The 19,439-nt window shown below is 69.1% G+C and carries 19 protein-coding genes, 1 tRNA gene and 1 pseudogene; 15 read left to right on the top strand and 6 right to left on the bottom strand.

From position 1 onward, the window contains the following. The first annotated feature begins 130 nt into the window (after nucleotides 1-130). Both ACFYPR_RS31655 and ACFYPR_RS31650 read left to right on the top strand, forming a co-directional pair. Nucleotides 131-1,894 (top strand): CTP synthase, encoded by a 1,764-nt coding sequence (locus ACFYPR_RS31655; protein WP_354859373.1) that lies wholly within the window; start codon nucleotides 131-133, stop codon nucleotides 1,892-1,894. Nucleotides 1,895-1,940: 46 nt separating this feature from the next. After that, on the top strand, nucleotides 1,941-2,546 hold the full coding sequence (locus ACFYPR_RS31650) for an NUDIX domain-containing protein (protein ID WP_387264249.1): 606 nt from the start codon (nucleotides 1,941-1,943) through the stop codon (nucleotides 2,544-2,546). Nucleotides 2,547-2,636: 90 nt separating this feature from the next. Here ACFYPR_RS31650 and ACFYPR_RS31645 read toward each other — a convergent pair whose 3' ends face one another. Then, a complete protein-coding gene (locus tag ACFYPR_RS31645; protein WP_387186438.1) occupies nucleotides 2,637-2,960 on the bottom strand; it encodes a TM2 domain-containing protein in 324 nt (107 codons plus the stop codon). Between the two features lie 226 nt (nucleotides 2,961-3,186). Here ACFYPR_RS31645 and ald point away from each other — a divergent pair, with 226 nt between their 5' ends. The 9 genes and pseudogenes from ald (at nucleotide 3,187) to ACFYPR_RS31600 (ending at nucleotide 11,986) form a co-directional block, all read left to right on the top strand. Further along, nucleotides 3,187-4,302: an alanine dehydrogenase gene (gene ald, locus ACFYPR_RS31640; RefSeq protein ID WP_354859379.1), complete on the top strand. Its 1,116-nt coding sequence runs from the start codon at nucleotides 3,187-3,189 to the stop codon at nucleotides 4,300-4,302. Further along, nucleotides 4,299-5,294, top strand: a complete 996-nt coding sequence (locus ACFYPR_RS31635) for a site-specific tyrosine recombinase XerD (RefSeq protein WP_355069071.1) — start codon at nucleotides 4,299-4,301, stop codon at nucleotides 5,292-5,294. The genes ald and ACFYPR_RS31635 overlap by 4 nt, the downstream gene beginning before the upstream one ends. A 181-nt stretch (nucleotides 5,295-5,475) precedes the next feature. Then, the gene (locus ACFYPR_RS31630) at nucleotides 5,476-6,399 is read left to right on the top strand and encodes a ParA family protein (protein WP_030334877.1); all 924 of its coding nucleotides are present in this window, start codon (nucleotides 5,476-5,478) and stop codon (nucleotides 6,397-6,399) included. 41 nt (nucleotides 6,400-6,440) lie between these two features. Further along, entirely contained in the window at nucleotides 6,441-7,451 is a 1,011-nt protein-coding gene (locus ACFYPR_RS31625) for a segregation and condensation protein A (protein ID WP_387264246.1), read from the top strand. Nucleotides 7,452-8,124: 673 nt separating this feature from the next. Further along, a pseudogene (scpB, locus tag ACFYPR_RS31620) lies at nucleotides 8,125-8,691 on the top strand (SMC-Scp complex subunit ScpB); the annotation flags it as partial. After that, entirely contained in the window at nucleotides 8,678-9,448 is a 771-nt protein-coding gene (locus ACFYPR_RS31615) for a pseudouridine synthase (protein WP_234581858.1), read from the top strand. The pseudogene scpB and the gene ACFYPR_RS31615, both read left to right, overlap by 14 nt. A gap of 196 nt (nucleotides 9,449-9,644) precedes the next feature. Next, a complete protein-coding gene (gene cmk / locus ACFYPR_RS31610) occupies nucleotides 9,645-10,325 on the top strand; it encodes a (d)CMP kinase (RefSeq protein ID WP_354859386.1) in 681 nt (226 codons plus the stop codon). After that, a complete protein-coding gene (gene der, locus ACFYPR_RS31605; protein ID WP_387264242.1) occupies nucleotides 10,322-11,725 on the top strand; it encodes a ribosome biogenesis GTPase Der in 1,404 nt (467 codons plus the stop codon). Before cmk ends, der begins: the two co-directional genes overlap by 4 nt. Before the next feature lie 187 nt (nucleotides 11,726-11,912). After that, nucleotides 11,913-11,986: transfer RNA gene (locus ACFYPR_RS31600), tRNA-Pro, on the top strand. Between the two features lie 112 nt (nucleotides 11,987-12,098). Here ACFYPR_RS31600 and ACFYPR_RS31595 read toward each other — a convergent pair. Next, nucleotides 12,099-12,686: a site-specific integrase gene (locus ACFYPR_RS31595; RefSeq protein ID WP_354859391.1), complete on the bottom strand. Its 588-nt coding sequence runs from the start codon at nucleotides 12,684-12,686 to the stop codon at nucleotides 12,099-12,101. Between the two features lie 2 nt (nucleotides 12,687-12,688). Continuing rightward, on the bottom strand, nucleotides 12,689-13,279 hold the full coding sequence (locus ACFYPR_RS31590; RefSeq protein WP_354859392.1) for an Arm DNA-binding domain-containing protein: 591 nt from the start codon (nucleotides 13,277-13,279) through the stop codon (nucleotides 12,689-12,691). 206 nt (nucleotides 13,280-13,485) lie between these two features. Between ACFYPR_RS31590 and ACFYPR_RS31585 the strand changes: the two genes are divergently transcribed. Then, nucleotides 13,486-13,725, top strand: coding sequence for a hypothetical protein (locus ACFYPR_RS31585; protein ID WP_354859395.1), 240 nt, complete (start codon nucleotides 13,486-13,488; stop codon nucleotides 13,723-13,725). Here ACFYPR_RS31585 and ACFYPR_RS31580 read toward each other — a convergent pair whose 3' ends face one another. Both ACFYPR_RS31580 and ACFYPR_RS31575 read right to left on the bottom strand, forming a co-directional pair. After that, nucleotides 13,726-13,977 carry a helix-turn-helix domain-containing protein gene (locus ACFYPR_RS31580; protein WP_354859396.1) on the bottom strand — a complete coding sequence of 84 codons (252 nt, stop codon included), beginning with the start codon at nucleotides 13,975-13,977 and terminating at the stop codon, nucleotides 13,726-13,728. Nucleotides 13,978-14,259: 282 nt separating this feature from the next. Beyond that, a complete protein-coding gene (locus tag ACFYPR_RS31575; protein WP_354859399.1) occupies nucleotides 14,260-14,397 on the bottom strand; it encodes a hypothetical protein in 138 nt (45 codons plus the stop codon). A 412-nt stretch (nucleotides 14,398-14,809) separates the two neighbouring features. Between ACFYPR_RS31575 and ACFYPR_RS31570 the strand changes: the two genes are divergently transcribed. Further along, nucleotides 14,810-16,918 carry a restriction endonuclease gene (locus ACFYPR_RS31570; protein ID WP_354859402.1) on the top strand — a complete coding sequence of 703 codons (2,109 nt, stop codon included), beginning with the start codon at nucleotides 14,810-14,812 and terminating at the stop codon, nucleotides 16,916-16,918. 412 nt (nucleotides 16,919-17,330) lie between these two features. After that, entirely contained in the window at nucleotides 17,331-18,170 is an 840-nt protein-coding gene (locus ACFYPR_RS31565) for an IS5 family transposase (RefSeq protein ID WP_354859405.1), read from the top strand. A 76-nt stretch (nucleotides 18,171-18,246) separates the two neighbouring features. Here ACFYPR_RS31565 and ACFYPR_RS31560 read toward each other — a convergent pair whose 3' ends face one another. Beyond that, nucleotides 18,247-18,720, bottom strand: coding sequence for a hypothetical protein (locus ACFYPR_RS31560; RefSeq protein ID WP_354859408.1), 474 nt, complete (start codon nucleotides 18,718-18,720; stop codon nucleotides 18,247-18,249). A gap of 290 nt (nucleotides 18,721-19,010) precedes the next feature. Here ACFYPR_RS31560 and ACFYPR_RS31555 point away from each other — a divergent pair, with 290 nt between their 5' ends. Continuing rightward, on the top strand, nucleotides 19,011-19,355 hold the full coding sequence (locus ACFYPR_RS31555; protein ID WP_387264234.1) for a hypothetical protein: 345 nt from the start codon (nucleotides 19,011-19,013) through the stop codon (nucleotides 19,353-19,355). Nucleotides 19,356-19,439 lie beyond the last annotated feature (84 nt).

Below are 19,439 nucleotides of genomic sequence, written 5' to 3'. Positions count from 1 at the left end.
CGCACCCGGGGTGCGGCCTGCGAGTACCCGCCGCAGAGGTGTTACCGTGGAATCCCGTGGATCGCGTGATCACTTTGCTGATCGAGCACGGCGGTCTGCATGACCGCGACAGACGACACGGGAGCAGGCCTTGGCCCCATCAGCACGGACGACCAGGCACATTTTCGTCACCGGGGGCGTCGCCTCCTCGCTGGGTAAGGGCCTCACCGCCTCCAGCCTCGGCAACCTGTTGACCGCGCGCGGGCTGCGCGTGGTGATGCAGAAGCTCGACCCCTACCTCAACGTCGACCCCGGGACGATGAACCCGTTCCAGCACGGCGAGGTCTTCGTCACCGAGGACGGCGCCGAGACCGACCTCGACGTCGGGCACTACGAGCGTTTCCTGGACCGGGCCCTGTCCGGCAAGGCGAACGTCACCACCGGCCAGATCTACTCCGACGTGATCGCCAAGGAGCGCCGGGGGGAGTACCTGGGCGACACCGTCCAGGTCATCCCGCACATCACCAACGAGATCAAGTCGCGGATCCTGGCGATGGCCGACCCGGACGACGACGGCGTCCTGCCCGACGTGGTCATCACCGAGGTCGGTGGCACCGTCGGCGACATCGAGTCGCTGCCGTTCCTGGAGGCGATCCGCCAGGTGCGCCACGACCTGGGCCGGGACAACTGCTTCTACCTGCACGTGTCGCTGGTGCCGTACCTGGCGCCGTCGGGCGAGCTGAAGACCAAGCCGACCCAGCACTCCGTGGCGCAGCTGCGCAACATCGGCATCCAGCCGGACGCCATCGTGCTGCGCTGTGACCGGGAGATCCCGGTGAAGCTCAAGGAGAAGCTGTCGCTGTACTGCGACGTCGACGCCGAGGCGGTCGTCGCCGCGCCGGACGCCCCGAGCATCTACGACATCCCGAAGGTGCTGCACCGCGAGGGGCTCGACGCGTACGTGGTGCGCCGGCTCGGGCTGTCGTTCCGGGACGTGGACTGGGCGAGCTGGGACGACCTGCTGGAGCGGGTGCACCGGCCCCGGCACACGGTCACCGTCGCCGTGGTCGGCAAGTACGTCGACCTGCCGGACGCGTACCTGTCGGTGAGCGAGGCGATCCGGGCGGCCGGTTTCGGTCACCGGGCGCGGGTGCAGCTGCGCTGGGTGCCTAGCGACGAGTGCGTCACCCCGGCCGGCGCGGCGGCCGCCCTGGCCGGCGTGGACGGCATCCTCATCCCGGGCGGGTTCGGGGTCCGTGGCATCGAGGGCAAGATCGGCACGGCCCGGTACGCCCGGGAGAACGGCATCCCCCTGCTCGGCCTCTGCCTCGGCCTGCAGTGCATGACGATCGACGTGGCCCGGCACCTGGCCGGCCTGGACGGCGCCAACTCGCTGGAGTTCGACGAGCAGGCCGCGCACCCGGTCATCGCCACGATGGCCGACCAGGAGGACATCGTCGCCGGCAAGGGCGACCTGGGCGGCACCATGCGGCTCGGGGCGTACCCGGCGACGCTGACCGAGGGCTCGATCGTCGCCGAGGCGTACGGCAGCACCGACATCAGCGAGCGGCACCGGCACCGCTACGAGGTCAACAACGCCTACCGGGACGCGCTGACCAAGGCGGGCCTGCACATCTCCGGCACCTCCCCGGACGGCCGGCTGGTCGAGTTCATCGAGCTGGACCGGGATCTGCACCCGTTCTTCGTGGCCACGCAGGCGCATCCGGAGCTGAAGAGCCGTCCCACCCGCCCGCACCCGCTGTTCGCGTCGTTCGTCCGGGCCGCCGTGACGTACTCGCAGGCCGACCAGTTGCCGGTCGACCTGGAGGCCGCGTCCGAGACCCCGTCGGAGGCCCCGTCGGCGCGCAAGGCCGCCCGCAACGGCGCCGCGACGAAGGCCGCGTCGGCCTCGTGAGCGAGCGGAGCGAGCGAACCAGCAGGCTCAGCAGCGGGGCGACGGCGTGAGCGACAGTGAGCACCGCTACGAGGTGCGCTCCCGCGAGGAGCGCTATCGGGGTCGGATCTTCGACGTGGTCACCGAAAAGGTGACCATGCCGGGCGGCGGGACCGCGCTGCGTGACCTCGTCCGGCACGTCGGGGCGGTGGCCGTGGTGGCCCTCGACGACGCCGGTCAGGTGGTGCTGATCCGGCAGTACCGGCACCCGATCGGCCGGCACCTGTGGGAGCTGCCCGCCGGGCTGATGGACGTCTCCGGCGAGGAGCTGCCGGCCGCCGCGCTGCGGGAACTGGCCGAGGAGGCCGACCTCACCGCCGGGCGGATCGACGTGCTTGTCGACCTGCACAGCTCGCCGGGGTTCACCAACGAGATCGTCCGGGTCTACCTGGCCCGGGACCTGGCCGACGTGCCGGCGGGGGAGCGTCACGAGCGCCGTGACGAGGAGGCCGACCTGCAGATCGTCCGGATGGCCCTGGACGAGGCGGTCGACATGGTCCTGGCCGGCGAGATCACCAACGCGTCCGCGGTGGCCGGCCTGCTCGCGGCGGCCCGCGCCCGGGACACCGGCTTCGCGGCGCTGCGTCGGGCGGAGGCGCCGCTGCCGCGCTGAGCGCCGCCGCCGGTCCTTCCCGATCGGTGGGTACGCGAGAAGGGGCCCCGCGGTCAGCCGCGGGGCCCCTTCTCGTGTCGGCGTGGCCGGTCAGTCCCGCAGCGGGCGACCCTGCGCGTCCGTGCCGCCGTTGACCAGGATCAGGATGCCGTCGATGACGCCCCAGAGCGCGCCGACGCCGCACGTCACCAGGCTCACGACGAGCTGGAGAACAGCGATCTTGGTGTGTCCGGTGTAGAACCGACCGGCCCCGAAGGTGCCGAGCAGGATGCCGAGGATGCCCGCGACGACCTTGCTCTTGTCGGAGTAACCCGGGGCGTACCCGGGCTGGTATGGAGGAGTGGTCATGGGCGGACACACTAGTGATCCACTCGCCGGCTGTCCGCACCGCCACACGGCAGATGGGACGATAATGGGCGAACACTGTCCTGACGGCTGAGGTGACGTCCCAATGCCGGCCCGTTCGGCGCGCTGACACTCCGTCAGGTCACCCGGGCACCGGATGCCACTGTGCTGGCTCCCGGCGGGGCCGGACGCGCCTAGACTGCCGCCGGCGGGACCGGTGGACCGTGGCGGCAATGGGGCCGTCGCGGCACCGAGCAGTCGGGGGGAAGCAGCCCCGAAGAGAGGTGTCTGCATCGTGAAGGTCGGAATCCCACGCGAGGTCAAGAACCACGAGTACCGCGTGGCGATCACGCCAGCGGGCGTCAACGAGTTCACCCGCAGCGGCCACCAGGTCTTCGTCGAGTCCGGCGCCGGAGTCGGCTCCAGCATCACCGATGAGGAGTTCGCCGCGGCGGGCGCCAAGATCCTGGCCACCGCCGACGAGGTGTGGGACACCGCCGAGCTGGTGCTCAAGGTCAAGGAGCCGATCGCCGAGGAGCACCACCGGATGCGCGAGGGGCAGGTGCTCTTCACCTACCTGCACCTGGCCGCCTCCAAGTCGTGCACGGACGCGCTGGTCGACCGCAAGGTCACCGGCATCGCGTACGAGACCGTCGAGCTGCCCGACCGGTCGTTGCCGCTGCTCGCCCCGATGTCAGAGGTGGCCGGCCGGCTCGCCCCGCAGGTCGGCGCGTTCTACATGATGCGCACCGGCGGTGGGCGCGGCGTGCTGCCCGGCGGCGTCTCCGGCGTGTACGCGGCGAAGACCGTCGTCATCGGCGCCGGCGTCTCCGGCATGAACGCCGCCGCCATCGCCCTGGGCCTGCAGTCCGAGGTGCTGCTGCTGGACAAGAACGTCGCCCGGCTGCGCCAGGCCGACGCCATCTACCGGGGTCACCTGCAGACCGTCGCCTCCAACGCGTACGAGATCGAGCGGGCCGTGCTCGACGCCGACCTGGTCATCGGCGCGGTGCTGGTGCCCGGCGCGAAGGCCCCGACGCTGATCTCCAACGAGCTGGTCTCCCGGATGAAGCCCGGCAGCGTGCTCGTCGACATCGCCATCGACCAGGGCGGCTGCTTCGAGGACTCGCGCCCCACCACGCATGCCGACCCGGTCTACAAGGTGCACGAGTCGATCTTCTACTGCGTGGCGAACATGCCCGGCGCGGTGCCGAACACCAGCACCTACGCGCTGACCAACGTCACCCTGCCGTACGCCCTGGAGTTGGCCAACCACGGCTGGCGCGAGGCGCTGCGTCGCGACCCGGCCCTCGCCCTGGGTCTGAACACCCACGACGGCCAGGTCACCTACGGTCCGGTCGCCGAGGCGCACGGCATGCCCGTGCTCCCGCTGGCCGAGGTCCTGGGCTGACCGACTCCACGGCCGAACGGGCCGGTGCGGGCGTCGAGCCCGCGCCGGCCCTGCGCCGTGCCGTCCGCGGCTACCTCGACCACCTCACCGTCGAGCGCGGCCTGTCCGCGAACACCCTCGCCTCGTACCGCCGGGATCTGGACCGCTATCTCACGACCCTGGCCGACGCCGGCGTCGCCGACCTCGCGTCGGTCGGCGCCGGCGTCGTCGAGTCGCACCTGGCCCGGCTGCGCGCCGGAGACGACGACCATCCGCCCCTCGCCGTGTCGTCCGCCGCCCGCGCGGCCAGCGCGGTCCGCGGCCTGCACCGCTTCGCGCTGCGCGAGGGGCTGGCCGGCGCCGACCCCAGCCGCGACGTCCGCCCGCCCACCCCGCCGCGCCGGCTGCCCCGCGCGCTGGGAGTCGACGACGTGGTCCGGCTCCTGGAGACCGCCGGTGCGATCACCGCGACCGGCGAGGACGCGCCGCTCGCGCTGCGCGACCGGGCGCTGCTGGAGTTCCTCTACGGCACCGGCGCGCGGATCTCCGAGGCGATCGGCGCCGCGATCGACGACCTCGACCCCGACGAGGGCACCGTGCTGCTGCGCGGCAAGGGCGGCCGGGTGCGGCTGGTGCCGATCGGCGGGTACGCCGTCGAGGCGGTGCGCGCCTACCTGGTCCGGGCCCGCCCCGCTCTGGCCGCCGGCGGCAAGGGAACCCCCGCCGTCTTCCTGAACGCGCGCGGCGGGGCGCTGTCCCGGCAGGGCGCCTGGGCCATCCTGCGCCGCGCCGCCGGGCGGGCCGGCCTGCCGGTCGAGGGCGCCGCCGCGGTCTCCCCGCACACCCTGCGCCACTCGTACGCCACCCACCTGCTCGACGGCGGCGCCGACGTCCGGGTGGTCCAGGAGTTGCTCGGCCACGCCTCGGTGACCACCACCCAGGTCTACACCCTCGTCACCGTCGAGCGGCTGCGCGAGGTGTACGCCACGGCCCACCCGCGCGCCCTCGGCTGAACCCCGGCCGTCGTCGGCTTCGACACGCCGGGCCGGTGCCGAACGCCCTGCTGGTCGGTGGCGTACAGTCGGCATCGGCGCGGACCTCCTGGGGCGACACGACCGGGGTGCGCAGCGGCGCCGCGAAGGACGTCGGACGGCTCCGACGCCGGGTGGGTCGTCGGGAGGGGGCAACGAGCACATGGCTGGCAACGGTGACCGTGCCGAGACCTGGACGTCGGAGCTCCGCGAGCAGCAGGCCACGCTCGGCGCGGACCTGGGTCCCGCGGACCCGGCTGCCTACACGATGCGCAAGCCGATCCCCGAGCCGATGCCCACCGACCGGCACGGCCCCGCGCGCATCATCGCGATGGCCAATCAGAAGGGTGGCGTCGGCAAGACCACGACCACCATCAACCTGGGCGCGGCGCTGGCCGAGTACGGCCGCAAGGTGCTGCTCGTCGACTTCGACCCGCAGGGCGCGCTCTCGGTGGGCCTGGGGGTCAACCCGCACAACCTCGACCTGTCCGTCTACAACCTGCTCATGCAGGACGACGTGACCGCCGAGGACGTCCTCATCAAGACCGACGTCGCGGGTCTGCACCTGCTGCCGGCCAACATCGACCTCTCCGCCGCCGAGATCCAGCTCGTCAACGAGGTCGCCCGGGAGATGGCCCTCGCCCGGGTGCTGCGGACCGTCCGCAAGGAGTACGACTACATCCTGATCGACTGCCAGCCGTCCCTCGGCCTGCTGGCGATCAACGCGCTGACCGTCGCGCACGGCGTGCTCATCCCCCTCGAATGCGAGTTCTTCAGCCTGCGCGGCGTCGCGCTCCTGCTGGACACCATCGACAAGGTGCGCGAGCGGCTCAACTTCGACCTGGAACTCGAAGGCATCCTCGCCACCATGTACGACAGCCGCACCACCCACTGCCGGCAGGTGCTCCAGCGGGTGGTCGAGGCGTTCGGCGACAAGGTCTACCAGACGGTCATCACCAAGACGGTGAAGTTCCCCGAGTCCACCGTGGCCGGTGCCCCGATCACGACGATGGACCCGGCGTCCTCCGGGGCGCGCAACTACCGTCAGTTGGCCCGTGAGGTGATCGCCGCCCAGTCGGAGCGGTAGCCGGAACGCCCCGTGTCCGTGTCGTGGACTACGGTCGTGCGGTGACCGCGCCACCCCTCGACCCGCCCGAAGCCGCTGCTGCGGCCGTGGTCGACGGCGTGCCGCCCGCCGCCCCGCCCGCCGACCTGGCTGCCGACACGGCTGCCACCGGCTTCACGGTGCGGCTGGCCAACTTCACCGGCCCGTTCGACCTGCTGCTGCAACTGATCGGCAAGCACAAGCTCGACGTCACCGAGGTGGCCCTGCACACGGTCACCGACGAGTTCATCGCCTACATCCGCGCCATGGGCGACAGCTGGGACCTCGACGAGGCCAGCGAGTTCCTGCTCATCGCCGCGACCCTGCTCGACCTGAAGGCGGCCCGGCTGCTGCCCGCCGCCGAGGTGGAGGACGAGGCGGACCTGGCCCTGCTGGAGGCGCGCGACCTGCTCTTCGCCCGGCTCCTGCAGTACAAGGCGTACAAGGAGGCCGCCGCCCACATCGCCGAGCTGGAGGCGGTCGGCGGTCGCCGGTATCCCCGGGCGGTCAGCCTGGAGCCCCGCTACGCCGAGGCGCTGCCCGACCTGGTGCTCGGCATCGGCCCGCAGCGACTGCTGAAGCTGGCCGTGCGGGCGATGACCCCGAAGCCCGTGCCGGAGGTGTCCATCGCCCACGTGCACATGGTCCGGGTCAGCGTCCGCGAACACGCGGCGATCCTCGCCTCCCGGCTGCGCCGGGCCGGCACGGCGACGTTCTCGCTGCTGTGCGCGGACTGCGAGGCCACCCTGGAGGTGGTGGCACGGTTCCTGGCGCTGCTGGAGCTGTACCGGGAGGGTCTGGTGGCCTTCGTGCAGGAGCAGGCCCTGGAGGAGCTGACCGTGCGCTGGACCGGCCCGGTCGACGGCGAGACAGAACTGCACGTCGACGAGTACGCCGGCACCCCCGCCGACCCCGACCCGCCCTCGGGGCCGGAGCCGACGGCGGAGGCCGGGCCTGGATCGGCGGGGGAGGTCGGCGCGGAGTCCGCGGGCGCGGGCGGAACGGGAACGACGGAGGGTGAGCGGGATGAGTGACGAGGAACGCCGGGACTCCCTGGCCGACCAGGCCGCCGCCTGGGTCCCGCCGTGGAATCGTCCCCGCCCACTGGCCCCAACCCCCGCCGAGGCGCCCGAGGCTGCTGAGTCTTTCGACGCTGCCGAGCCCTCCGACGCTGCCGAGCCCTCCGACGCTGCTGAGACTCCCGACGCTGCTGAACCTGCCGAGGCTGCCGCCGCTCCCGCGTCCGCCGGTGCACCCGAAGCGCCCGCGCAACACGGCACCCGCACGGTCCCCGCGGCTCCCAGCGCCGTCGCGGTCGACGGAGAACGCGAGACTGACCAATCCGCAAAATCACCTGGGGCGGTCACCGTCCCGCCGATGTCCGCCGAAGATCTCGGAGGCAAGTCGCCCCTCCAGGGGCCGCAGTCTTCCAAGATCTCTGCCGAGTCTGCCGAGTCTGCCGAGTCTGCCGAGTCTGCCGAGTCTGCCGAGTCTGCCGAGCCGGCCGAGCCCTCCGAGCCCTCTGAGCCGGCCGAGCCCTCCGAGCCGGCCGAGCCCTCCGAGCCGGCCGAGTCCGCCGAGTCGGGCGAGCCCTCCGAGCCTCGTGAGGCGGTCGGGGTGGCCGAGACTCCTGCGGCTCAGGTGGGGGAGCGGGCTGGGGGCGTACCTCGGCGGGAGGTTGTGGGGCGGCGGCGCGTGACGGCCGCGCCGGAGCCCGCGCCCGACCTGCCCGACGCCGAGCTGCGCGGCGCGCTGGAGGCGATCCTGCTGGTGGTGGACGAACCGGTCAGCGAGCTGGTCCTGGCTCAGGTGTTGGAGCAGCCGGCCGAGCGGATCGGGCCGATGCTCGACGAGATCGCCGCCGGTTACACGGCCGCCGGGCACGGGTTCGAGCTGCGCAGGGCTGCGGGCGGTTGGCGGTTGTACACCCGGCCGGAATACGCTACGTACGTCGAGCGGTTCGTCCTGGACGGGCAGTCCGTGCGGCTGACCCAGGCGGCGTTGGAGACTCTGGCCGTGGTCGCGTACAAGCAGCCGGTGACCCGGTCGCGGATCTCGGCCATCCGGGGTGTCAACTGCGACGGCGTCGTCCGTACGCTGGTCACCCGCGGCCTCGTTGAGGAGTGCGGCGCCGAACCGGACAGCGGGGCGTTCCTCTACCGGACCACCACGCTGTTCCTGGAGAAGCTCGGGCTGAACACCGTCGACGAGCTGCCACCTCTCGCACCCTTCCTGCCCGACGACGTAGAAGAGCTTGCTGATGCGACCCGATAACCGTTCCCCGAAATCCGACGCCCCCGTCTACGAGGGGGCGGAGCGCCTGCAGAAGGTGCTCGCCGCCGCCGGCGTGGGCTCCCGGCGTGCCTGCGAGGACCTGATCTTCCGACGCCGGGTGACCGTGGACGGGCGGGTCGCGAAGCTCGGCGACAAGGTCGACCCGGCCACTGCGGTGATCCACGTGGACGGCGAGCGCCTGCAGGTCGACATCCGCCTGGTCTACGTGGCGATGAACAAGCCGCGTGGGGTGGTCACCACCATGGCGGACGAGAAGGGACGCACCGAGCTGGCCGACTTCATCGGCAGACGGCTGGATCAGCGGGTCTACCACGTCGGGCGGCTCGACGCGGACAGCGAGGGCCTGCTGCTGCTCACCAACGACGGCAACCTCGCGCACAAACTCATGCACCCCTCGTACGAGGTGCTGAAGACCTACCTGGCCGAGGTGGTCGGGCCGATCCCGCGCAACCTCAGCAAGCGGCTCCTCGCGGGTGTCGAGCTGGAGGACGGACCGGTCAAGGTCGACTCGTTCAAGGTGGTGGGCACCCTGGGCAAGAGCGCCCAGGTGGAGCTGAGCCTGCACGAAGGGCGCAAGCACATCGTCCGGCGGTTGATGGACGAGGTCGGGCACCCGGTCACCCGTCTGGTGCGTACCTCCATCGGTCCGATCCGGTTGGGCGATTTGCGCACCGGGCGTCTCCGGCGCCTGACCAACGCGGAGGTCGCCGCCCTGTTCAACGCGGTGGGTGACTGACCCCCGAGGTTCGGGGTACGGCTGCCGGTAGGCTCGCGACGGCCGGAACGCGGCCGCCGGAGGTGGCGTGGGTCGCCTCGGGCGGCGGCGCGCGTGGGTCCGCCACGGACCCCGGGCATGATTGATGACGATTGACAAACCGCTTGCGGCGCCAGAGCACCGGGCGATCCGTGAGGTACGGGCTGAGGAGGACACGGTGGAGGAAAACGTACGGGCCGGGCGATGTGTGGTCGCTGTGGACGGGCCGTCCGGTTCGGGTAAGTCCACCGTGTCGCGGCGGCTCGCCGCCGGCATCGGTGCGCGCTACCTGGACACCGGGGCGATGTACCGGGCGATCACGTGGGCCGTCCTGCGCTCCGGCGTGGACCTCACCGACACCGCGTCGGTGGCCAAGGTCGCCAGCGAGGTCAACCTGCACATCGGCACCCATCCGCAGGGGTACGCCGTGAGCGTCGACGGCGTGGGAGTGGACGCGGAGATCCGCGGCCCCGAGGTGACCGGGGCGGTCTCCGCCGTCGCCGCCGTGCCGGCGGTCCGCGAGCTGCTGGTGGCACGGCAGCGCGAGATGATCGCCAACGCCGGTCGGATGGTGGTCGAGGGCCGTGACATCGGCTCGGTCGTGGCCCCGGACGCCGACCTGAAGGTCTTCCTGACCGCCTCCGAGGCCGCACGGGCTGCCCGGCGCAGCGCGGAGGACGCCGCCGACGTGGCGGCCACCGCCGCCGACCTGGCCCGCCGGGACCGGCTCGACTCGACCCGCAAGGTCAACCCGTTGGCCCAGGCGCCGGATGCCGTCGTACTGGACACGACCGAGCTGGGCATCGACGAGGTCGTGCTCCGGCTGCGTGACCTGCTCACCGAGCGGGGCGTGGCATGAGCGATCCAGGTGGATGGGTTGAGTTGCGCGAGCCCGACGTCGCCGTCGAGGAGCCGACCGGCCCGCAGCCGGTGGTGGCCGTGGTGGGTCGTCCGAACGTGGGCAAGTCCACCCTGGTCAACCGGATCATCGGCCGTCGACAGGCAGTCGTCGAGGACGTCCCCGGCGTGACCCGCGACCGGGTGCCGTACGACGCGCAGTGGAACGGCCGGTCGTTCACCGTGGTGGACACCGGCGGTTGGGAACCGGACGCGAAGGACCGGGCCGCGGCCATCGCGGCGCAGGCCGAGACGGCAGTGGTCACCGCCGACGTGGTCCTCTTCGTGGTCGACGCCATGGTGGGCTCCACGGACGTGGACGAGGCCGCGGTGAAGATGCTGCGGCGCAGCGCCAAGCCGGTGATCCTGGTGGCGAACAAGGCCGACAACACCGCCATCGAGATGGAGGCCACCTCGTTGTGGTCGCTCGGCCTCGGCGAGCCGTTCCCGGTCTCCGCGCTGCACGGACGCGGCTCCGGTGACCTGTTGGACGCCATCCTCGCCGCGCTGCCGGAGGCCCCGGAGATCGTGGAGAACCGGCCGCGCGGGCCGCGCCGGGTGGCGCTTGTCGGTCGGCCGAACGTGGGCAAGTCCAGCCTGCTCAACCGGTTCTCCGGCGAGGAGCGGGCGGTCGTCGACTCGGTCGCCGGCACCACTGTGGACCCGGTGGACAGCCTGGTCGACATCGGCGGTCAGACCTGGCAGCTGGTCGACACGGCCGGTCTGCGCAAGCGGGTCGGCAAGGCCAGCGGCACCGAGTACTACGCCAGCCTGCGTACCGCCGGCGCGATCGAGGCCGCCGAGGTGGCCGTGGTGCTGCTGGACGCCAGCGAGCCGATCAGCGAGCAGGACCAGCGGATCCTGACGATGGTGACCGAGGCGGGCCGGGCGCTCGTCATCGCGTTCAACAAGTGGGACCTGGTCGACGCCGACCGCCGGTACTACCTGGACAAGGAGATCGACCGGGAGCTGCGCCGCATCCCCTGGGCGATCCGCCTGAACCTGTCGGCCATGACCGGCCGCGCGGTGGACAAGCTGGCCCCGGCCCTGAACAAGGCGCTCGCCAGCTGGGAGACCCGGGTGCCGACCGCGTACCTCAACCAGTGGCTGACCGCGCTGGTGCAGGCCACCCCGCACCCGGTGCGCGGCGGACGCGCGCCACGCATCCTGTTCGCCACCCAGGCCGGGGTGGCGCCGCCGCGGTTCGTGCTCTTCACCACCGGCCCGCTGGACGCCGGATACCAGCGCTTCGTCGAGCGCAAGCTCCGCGAGGAGTTCGGGTACGAGGGCAGCCCCATCGAGATCTCGGTACGCCCCCGCAAGAAGCTCGGCCCCGGCGGCCGAGGCAAGGCGCACGGCTGACCCTGCACGCCCAAAATGCCGGATGGTCCTCCGAGGCCATCCGGCATTTCCCTACCCCACCCTCCTAGGACGCTCTAGGCGGTGTGCGGTGGTTCGCGACCCGCACGACCCGGGTGGGGCCTGTGCGGACGACCGGCAGGCGCTGCGCTAAGCTGTACCGGCTGTCGCAGGGGAAACCTTGCGGGGGCGGGACGTGGCGCAGCTTGGTAGCGCACTTGACTGGGGGTCAAGGGGTCGTCGGTTCGAATCCGGCCGTCCCGACAGAGTTTCGGCAGGTCAGAGGCCTTGATTCACTTCGGTGAGTCGGGGCCTTTTGCCGTTTCGTCTCACAATTTCTCACGTACGCCCGTACTGCTGAATTTGGGCGCTGGAGTTACCCGAACAGGCCTGATTCGAGGTGCTCGGCCGCCACCTTGAGGTGGCTGCTATCGGGGTGGACGTAGACGCGTTTGGCGAGCGTGCCGCCGTCGGCGTGGCCGGCCCAGGCAGCGAGGACGACGTCGGGCACTCCGGCGCCGGCGAGGTAGGTCAGGCAGGCGTGGCGGGCATCGTAGGGCCGCACCTTCCGCACGCCGACCTTCTCCATCAGCTTGTAGACCCTGCGGCGCAGCCAGTCGGTGCGTTGGGGGCGGCCGAGCTCGTCGACCAGAACGTAGCCGCTGTCGACGTAAGCCTCGCCAGCCTGCAGGCGTTCCTTCTTCTGCAGGGTCTGGAAGGCCTTCAGCGCCTTCGCGACCGTGACGGGCATCGGTAGCCCGCGCCTGCCGGCTGCAGACTTGGCCTCCTTCTCCTCGATCTCGCCGTCGACGAGCGTCCGGGTGTTGTCGCCGGCGGCGATCGTGCCGGCCTGGAAGTCGACATCGGACCACCGCAGCCCGCACACCTCAGCGGGTCGCAGGCCCATGAGTGACAGCAGGCAAGGGGCATGCAGGCGCTCGCCGGTGAGGCCGGCCAGGAACAATCTCACCTCCTCCTGGGTCCAGGCTTGCGCTTCGCCTTCTCCTCGGCGGCGGCCTTCGCCGCTGCGCGGGGGATGGTCACGAACGCCGCGACGTTCCGCACCACGAGCTGGCGGCGAACCGCGACGTTCAGCGCGGTCCGGAGCCGGCCGAGAGTCAGGCGGACGGACCGGACACCCAACCCGGTTCCCGGCTTGCCGCCCCGGCGTCGTCCTGCCTTCAGCATCCAGTCGATCAGCGCCTCGATGTCGGCCTCGGTGATGTCCTGGAGCGGCTTGGCACCGAGACGGGCGCGGACCGGCAGGAGCGCGTCGCGGTAGTTCGCGGTAGTTGCCCTCTCGACATCGCGGGTGGCAGACGTCAGCCACTCGTCGAGGAACTCGTCGACCGTGATCTTGCCGGGCTTGACGTACGTGCCGCGGTCGGTCTCGTGCTTGATCCGGGCGTACTCCGCCCTGGCCTCCTTCCTGGTGTCGAACGTGTAGGTGCGTTGGTCGCGACGTCCGTCCGGCTTGCGCCCGACATCGAGGACGAACCGGTACCGGGTCTTGCCGCTGCGAAGGGTGACCTTCTTGATCGGGTCCGAGGCGCTCACGTGCGTCCTGTTCCTTCCATGAGGGATGGGCTTCCGCCCTGTTCTCGTGCGTGAAGCTACTGCGCACTTGACTCGATGGTACCTAAAAGTGGTACCTATCCGTGGTGCCGGCCTGGCTCGTGAGTTGGTGGTTGGTGATAGGCGGTGTGGGATGTGGCAACCTCGACTCGTCACCTATTCGTTCTGACCGCCCGAGGAGTTGAGGCATGCCGCGACAGCGTCCTGTCGCCGAGAACCTGCCGCCGCTGCCGACACGTGAGAAGCGAGATCAGCAGGTCAAGATCCGGCTCACGCCTACTGAGCTGGAGAGGCTGACGGCGATGCGGCCTGACCTCACGCCGTCCGGAATTCTCGCGTTGCTCGTCGACGACGTGCTTGCCGGGCGATACTGGCCGACGTGGGCGGCCGCTGCGCCCGACGAGGCCGGCCGTCAGCGCGAGACGTAGTCAGGCGACCGTCCGGGCTGGAGCGTCCTCGCGGCGGGGCTGCGGCTGTTCGATGCCAATGAGCTCGAGCAGATCCACCGTGCGGACGCGATACGTCGCTCCGATCCGAAGCACCGGGCAGGGGAAGGCACCGCTCTTCGCCAGTTCGTAGGCCTTCGTTCGGCCGACGCCGAGAGCGCGAGCGGCGGTCGCGAGATCGACCATCGCCGGTAGTTGGAGTAGCTCGTCCCGGTTGAGAGTGCTGACCATCATCACCCTGCTCCTTAGGTCGAGGCGAGCGGACGCCTGAGCATCCGGCTGACAAGGCACGGTCTGACATGCCTCGACACGACCATGCTGTCTGCGCGTTGCTTGTGGCGCTACCTCTCTTTCGGCTGCCTAAGTCGAAGCGCCGGTAGCGCCTCGTTCATCCGGCGCCGGCTGCCGCTTAAGACGTTGACGGCAACGCAACCAGCGGGATCGCAGATTCGTGGGGTGGAAGTTCGGCGCACCAGGCGCGGCCCTCGGGTATTGCGTGGGAGAAGTTGCCCAGGATCAGGCAGAGCCGTTGGTCGGGCAGCGGCGGTGCAGGGTCTTGAGGAAGCTGTGGCACTCGCGCCAGCGTTTGCGGTCCCGGATGTGGTAATGCAGTTTCCCTTTGGCCAGGTCCAATGCGGCGATCAGGTGTCGCACGCCCTGGTCGCGGGTGTAGGTGGCCCGCAGCGGACCAGTTGTCCCGGATGTCGGCAGTTCCGGCGGGGTTGCAGGTTCAGCAGCTCGAACTTGTCAACACACAGGACCCGCCCGTCCGCGGATGGATGGTCGTAGAGGTCGAGGGTTCGGCGCATCTTCGACGTGAAGTCGGGTGGTCGACGCTAATCCCCGTGACGTGGCCCGGCAGCGATGAGGTGATCGCGCGGCTTGGGAAGCGACCAGCAGGAGAACGGTTGGCCGTCGAAACGGGGGGTCTGATGCGGTGCCGGGCGCCCTGATGCTCCGGGTGCAACCCGATCGTCGTGGGTGCATGCTCGTGTAATCCCTGCATGAGTCAGAGAACTCCATAATAGTATTGATTACTTCCTTGAGAACTTCTACTATGACCTCCATGGCGCAGAGTGACACCTTCGGCCGCCCCCAAGATTTCGCCGAACAGAGGGCGCTCTGGCGCAAGCAGGCCAGTGCGATCCCGGGTCTGCTCGGCGGTAAGGCCGTGTGGCTTCGGTTGGTCCTTGAGCTCGTCAGGCAGGTTGGCGAAGGTCGCGCGGTCGGCCTCGACATGAAGCCGGAGTTGTCGTTTGACATCGAGAGCGTCGAACGACGTCAAGGTGGCGCAGCTCCCAGACTGGAGCCCGCGACATGGCGGGACTACTACGGCTTCCTTCGCGGTCTCCAGCTCGTCGGAAACGCCGCGGACGAGCTTCACCTCACCGCGACCGGATTGCAGCTCCAGTCCGATCCGACGCCTGCACGTCTGGCGACGATCCTGGCCGATCGCATCAGGCTGTTCGCGGAGGTCCTATCGCTGATCGCCGTGGAGCCGCTCACCGTCGACGAGGTTGATGAGCGTATTCGAGCGCGATACAAGCAGTCCTGGAAAAGCAAGGGAAACACTCGCATCCGGATGGACTGGCAGGAGGTTCTCGGCCTGATCGAGGCAGTTGGCAACCGGCGGTGGGGCATAACGCCAGCTGGGCGGACTGTGCTTGTAGGTCGTGTGCTGGTGGGGCCTGATGCTTTCCGTGCAGCAGCTGCTAGCGTGGCCGAGATTCCTGAGGCTCCGGCCGAGATTGCTGCTCTTTTGGAGGAATTCTCGACGTCGGCGCGCACGCACGAGTCGCGCAACACCTACAACATTTGGGTGCCGAGTCCACCGTCGAATCCCAATAAGGTCGAAAATCTCAGAACCATCATGAATGCGACTCTGGGACGGATCGAACGGAAAGAGCTCTTCTCGTTCATATGCGAGACGTTCGACCTGAGGCGCAGCAGCGTAGAGTCGATGCTGCCGTTCCTGCGTGCGTCGGGGCTTCTCGTCGAGGTGGGTCGCGGGGTTTTTGAGGCCACACCAGCGGCGAGAGCCTGGGTCGAGTCAGGTGAGGACGTAAACTTCTTACGAATCTTGCACGCCAACATGCGATTCGTCGGCGAGATGATCCGTGCGGTTGAAAATGACGTCACTCGAAACGAGATGTACTCTGAAGCGGCCCAATTCGGGTTAAATATTGATAAGTGTCGCTGGATTGCCAGCTTCCTGCTCAACACCGGGCTGATAGAGGAGCCGCGCTACGGGAGTCTCCGGGCCACGCCGCGAGGGGCCGCGCTGGCGGCTGAATTGCCTCTAGCCGACGTGCCGAGCGCTCCGCATGAGCGTTCAGCTCAGACGCAGGACGCTCGGCGGGTGTCGGACGGACCTCAGTCGCTTCAGGTGAAGCAGGACCTAGCCCGCCTCTCCAGGGACCCTCTGGCCGGAGGCGAAGGTGCCGGACGGGCTTTCGAGAAAGCTATCTGTGACTCTTTTCTCGCTATGGGATTCGAGGCCCGTACGATCGGCAGATCTGGCGATACGGACATCCTTGTCCGATGGCGTAACGGCGACGGTTCACAAGCGACGGCGATCATCGAAGCGAAGGTGCGATCGTCCGGCCATGTTACCCACACCGACGTTAGCGATGTAGCGATCGAAACCCACAAAGGGCGCCATCATGCCAGTTTCATCGCAATCGTCGGTCCCGGCTTCAGCGGTGACACCATTAAGAACATGGCGTCGCAGAAGAAGTGGGTGCTGCTCGACGCCGACCGGTTAGGAACGCTCGCGGAGGCCTCGATCACCTTGGGGCTTCGGCCGTACGAAATAGGCCAGTTGTTCCTCGTTCCGAACGGACTTTCGGATCTCGACGACTTGATCGCAGACCGCCGGCGGGAGTTGGAAATCGTGTCGTTCCTGCTTGCCAAGCTCGCTGAGGAGGAGGGAGAGGCGGGCGAGGCGATTTCTGCCCGAGATATTTCTCGGGACGGGCGCAGAACGGAACTCCGTCCGAGTGTAGAAGAGATCGTCAATGCGATTGACGTCATGTCAAGCTTGCACGCCGGTGCCCTGCGGCTGGTCGACCCGGCTGACGACCCGAAATTCGCGACGTACGTTCTCGGGGATGCTCTAGCGGGAGCGAGGCGCCTCCGCGCGCTAGCCGACGCCATCTCACTGTCGACCCAGTGAAGCCCAGTAGGGCCCGCTACGCCTGTGAGTTCAGCTCCTTGAAGGCGAGACTTCAGGCCGATCCCGACAAGGGAACGCTCGCGACTGCGCCGCGAGCCGCATAACCGGCTCCCCAATTACCCACCCTGGTTGGTGCGTGGACCTGAGGCTGACCGGGCGCGGTACAAGCGTGTCCGTACTCGCGGCGGGAGGCCGCCCGATTTGACTTGGGCTGTGAGGCTAGGCCGATCGTTGTGGCGAGCAGTGTGTGTGGGATGTAAACCTCGCGGCGACGTCCGACGTCCCTAGCTCGGATCAATCAAACGCCTAGGGCGGCCGGTGCCGCTCGGCCTCTGAGAACGTGTTTGAGAAGCCTTCATGATCGGCGGCCTGTTGCCGTGACAGCTCCGCTGCCGATGTCCATAGTGGTCGGATGCCGCGCGTGCGTCGCTGCTACCCCTCGGACCTGACCGACGCCCAATGGGCTCTCGTTGAGCCGCTGCTGCCTCCACGGAGCACCAGCGGCCGGCCGGAGAAGCATCCGCGCCGCGACCTGGTGGACGCCATCTTGTATGTGGTGCGGACCGGCTGCTCGTGGCGACAACTGCCAATCGACTTCCCACCGTGGCAGACCGTGTACTGGCACTTCACCCGCTGGGAGGAAGACAAGGTCACCGAGCGACTGCTGGTCGCGCTGCGGCGGCGGGTCCGCGCCGCCCACGGCCGTGCCGAGGAGCCCTCGGCCGGGATCATCGACTCTCAAAGCGTCAAGGGCGCCGACACCGTGCCGGACAAGACCCGCGGCTACGACGCGGGAAAGAAAGTCAACGGCCGCAAGCGGTTCATCGTCACCGACACCCTCGGGCTTCTGCTGGTTGTGTGCGTCATGGCCGCGAGCGTGCAGGACCGCGACGGGGCCAAGACCACCCTGCTGTCGGCGTACCTGCTCACCCCAGTCAGGTTCGTCTACGCCGACGCCGGCTTTGCCGGAGTGCTGGTCGAATGGTGCCAGCGGATCCTGCGCACCACCCTGGAGATCGTGCGTAAGGCCCCTGGCCAGAAAGGGTTCGCGGTGATCGCCCGACGTTGGGTCGTCGAACGCTCGCTTGCGTGGCTGACCGCACACCGGCGGCTGGCCCGAGACTACGAACGCCACCCGGCCACCTCCGAAGCGATGATCCGCTGGGCCGCGATCAACGGCATGGTCCGCCGTCTCACCCGAGGCGGACCCGCTACCCGTCAGCAACGCAGGCGCTGGCCAGACGACGCATGAGATACCTTCCCAACCGCTTTCGGCGCACCCGGGGCTCCTGATCGGTTCTGCGACGCGAGGCTGATGGTCGGCAGATTCACGCCTGCCGGAGCGCGGCCAGCTTCTCCGACGGGAACGGAATTCCGCCCCAGTTCCGCTGGTAGCGATCCAGAGAACCGGCGCGATCGAGGGCCTCTTCCGCCATACGCTGCACCGCAGAGATCAGGCCGGCCACCTCAACGCGGCCTCGCCACCGGCTGACCCCACCGCTCCACCGACGGTCGTCCGAACCGACATCATCGAACTGCACGATCTGGACATACACCTCGTCGGTCGCGCCCGAGAAGATGAACCAGGTACCAGCGGGTTCAGCTTCTAAAAGCGCGACCGTTGCGCTGGATCCCAGCTGGAGATCAAGAGCAGCCTGCAACAGCGAGCCAAGCCCATCCCCAAGGTAGGTGGTGTGAACCGTAAGGTCATCACATCCCACCGCCCAGTGCAGGTCAGCCGATCCCACGTTCTTGACGTCCCAGCGCAGCGACAACACCAGGCCATTCTCCAGACTCGTCATCAAGTCGAGTCGCCGACCCAGGGCTTTGGCTTCTCAAACACGCTCTAAGGGTGCGGAAACATTGCCGGGTGGCGCGTTCTGCGACGTGTCTGCGACGATGCAGCGCGGTGCGGGCGGTTCGGGGGATGAGGGTCAGCGATGCCAGACCGAGCGATGTGCTTCAGCTTCGACGCCGCAACGCGTCTTTGCCGGCCAGCGGAGAGCCCTGCAGAGTTCAGTCTCCTGCCGCTTGACGAGAGCAGCGTCAGGCCGAGCCAGGTCACGGGCGACGTGGTCGACGGCGACGTGTGATGGACTCACAGTCATCCCTTCGCTCCGAGTTCGAGCAGATGTTTCGTGACCTCGCGGTCGACGTGGCCCGCGATGTTCTTGAAAATGCCAGGCCTCACATTGTGAGGTGGGTGAGCGAGCAGGCGATTCCGGCTGTGACTGCGGCGATCCCGGCTGTGGGGTCGGCGGTGGCGTCGGTTGCGACGTCAGCGTGGAGGACCTTGGCCAGCATCGGTAGCGGTGGCGACCAAGCCATCCATGTAGAGGCGACGGTGGGTCCGGTCGAAGCGGTGCGGCCAGTGGAGTCTGCGCCTGCAGAAGCGTCGTACGACGTGGTAGCCGTGCTCAATGCATACTGGGCTTGACCCGTTTCGACGGACAGGGTCGATGTGTTGATCTTAGTCAGGCTGCCTGGGCCGCTGGTAGGAGGTGCGAACCGGTGGATTCGA

The organism is Micromonospora sp. NPDC005254, from assembly GCF_042872525.1.
In the GTDB taxonomy this organism is placed as follows: Bacteria; Actinomycetota; Actinomycetes; order Mycobacteriales; family Micromonosporaceae; genus Micromonospora.
Note: the sequence above shows the minus strand (reverse complement) of the source record. Positions and strands in the feature narration are given on the sequence as shown.

Coding starts and splice junctions, on each gene's coding strand:
- ACFYPR_RS31565 (WP_354859405.1), top strand. CDS start 17,331: ATGCCGCGCGTGCGTCGCTGCTACCCCTCGGACCTGACCGACGCCCAA.
- ACFYPR_RS31615 (WP_234581858.1), top strand. CDS start 8,678: ATGCGACCCGATAACCGTTCCCCGAAATCCGACGCCCCCGTCTACGAG.
- ACFYPR_RS31560 (WP_354859408.1), bottom strand. CDS start 18,720: ATGACGAGTCTGGAGAATGGCCTGGTGTTGTCGCTGCGCTGGGACGTC.
- ACFYPR_RS31570 (WP_354859402.1), top strand. CDS start 14,810: ATGGCGCAGAGTGACACCTTCGGCCGCCCCCAAGATTTCGCCGAACAG.
- ACFYPR_RS31555 (WP_387264234.1), top strand. CDS start 19,011: ATGGACTCACAGTCATCCCTTCGCTCCGAGTTCGAGCAGATGTTTCGT.
- ACFYPR_RS31585 (WP_354859395.1), top strand. CDS start 13,486: ATGCCGCGACAGCGTCCTGTCGCCGAGAACCTGCCGCCGCTGCCGACA.
- ACFYPR_RS31630 (WP_030334877.1), top strand. CDS start 5,476: ATGGCTGGCAACGGTGACCGTGCCGAGACCTGGACGTCGGAGCTCCGC.
- der (WP_387264242.1), top strand. CDS start 10,322: ATGAGCGATCCAGGTGGATGGGTTGAGTTGCGCGAGCCCGACGTCGCC.
- ACFYPR_RS31580 (WP_354859396.1), bottom strand. CDS start 13,977: ATGATGGTCAGCACTCTCAACCGGGACGAGCTACTCCAACTACCGGCG.